1 pseudogene is annotated in these 1016 nt (G+C 46.8%); it reads right to left on the bottom strand.

Features of this window, described 5'->3' with window-relative positions:
• Positions 1-1016: pseudogene (gene metL, locus R7Z78_RS24910) on the bottom strand (bifunctional aspartate kinase/homoserine dehydrogenase II); the annotation flags it as partial.

Below are 1016 nucleotides of genomic sequence, written 5' to 3' on the forward strand. Positions count from 1 at the left end.
AAATCGACCAACTCATTAAACGGCACCGAGCCATCAAACTGCTGGAACAGCCAAGAAAGTGTTCCCGAGAAGATTCCGGATAGCGCCACAATCTCGTCACCACTTTCACGCAGATCTCGCACGGTATGGTTGATAGGTAACCCAGCCCCAACCGTCGCGTTGTAGAGCCAGTAACGACCGATTTTCGCGAATGCATCTTGCACTTGATGGTAGTATTGACTGTCGGCAGAGCCTGCAACTTTGTTAGCAGAAATTAAATGGATGCCTTGCTGAGCGATATCAACATAACGTTGCGCCAACTCTTTGCTCGCGGTCACGTCCAATACCACGGCTTCATCATAACCTTGTAAATCGCCTAACCGACTCAGCCACGTCCCATCGTTCTCAATACTTTCATCATCAAACTTGTCGGCAACCGCCGCCGCATCGATACCCTTTTCATCAAACCAATATGTCTGGCTATCGACAACGGCGACTAAGTCAAAGCTCATACCGTGGCGTTTTTCGAGTTCTGTTTTCTGAGTCGCAAATAGATTTAACCAGCTAGAACCGATATTGCCTTTGCCACATAACGCTACCGCTACGCGCTTTTGCGCTTGGAATAACTGGCTGTGAATCAACTGCACTAATGCTTCGGTATCGGTGCGACGCAGTACCGCAACTAGGCTTAAACCTGATTCAGTTTCAGAAACAAATTCAACTGGTGCGTGCTTCAATTTTTGGTAAAAACCAAAACAATGGTTGGCATTCTTCGTTACTCCCGCTCCCACAGCGGCCACAAGTGAATAGCCTTCTTTGAGTTTGATTTCAGCTTCAACTGCAAGATCTTGTAGATACTTCAGCGCACCTGTCGCAATCTCTGCGGTGTACGCTAAGCGTAATTTTTGCTGATCGGCTTGGGCTTAGTAAGAGAGTGGCTCGAGTTGCGCACGTTGAAGAGACTTTAAAACATCACTTTGGGTTTTGTTGAAGTCATGACCATGCCTAAAAGACAATTGAATCAACAATACTTCATC

This window comes from Vibrio sp. 1167, assembly GCF_033340375.1.
GTDB classification, from domain to species: domain Bacteria; phylum Pseudomonadota; class Gammaproteobacteria; order Enterobacterales; family Vibrionaceae; genus Vibrio; species Vibrio alginolyticus.